Source organism: Pedobacter nototheniae, assembly GCF_004335085.1.
In the GTDB taxonomy this organism is placed as follows: Bacteria; Bacteroidota; Bacteroidia; order Sphingobacteriales; family Sphingobacteriaceae; genus Pedobacter; species Pedobacter nototheniae.
Map to the genome: position 1 here is coordinate 1 of NZ_RQRS01000091.1, position 366 is coordinate 366.

Genomic DNA, 366 nt, shown 5'->3' on the forward strand with positions numbered 1-366 from the left:
GCTGGATTTATTGCAATGGTACAGGTTTGGTATTCGGTGCCGCTAAAAATGAAGCTTCAATACCCTTAATTTACGGCAGCGATTGTACCAAAGTAAGCATGTCTTTGCTCACCGTTCCGGTACAATCGGCTCTTTTCGATTATGATGCCAGCGGCAACCTTGCCATGAAACAGAGTGCCAAGGATTATAATGGAAACATCGGTTCTACCGCTCAGGATGCGTATAAAAGATCAGCAAGATTGTATGGCAATGAAAGTGTGGTACCTATGCAAACCTTTCAGGCCAATCAGGAAATATTAACCGAAAAAGGGAAAGCTCTTGCAGCCTCAAAAGTGGCATCATCTTATTTAATGGAAGCCGAAACCA

At 43.2% G+C, this 366-nt stretch carries 1 protein-coding gene; it reads left to right on the plus strand.

The features are described 5' to 3' along the window. On the plus strand, positions 1 to 366 hold a 366-nt coding region (locus tag EHC72_RS22890; protein WP_165585927.1), incomplete at both ends, for a hypothetical protein.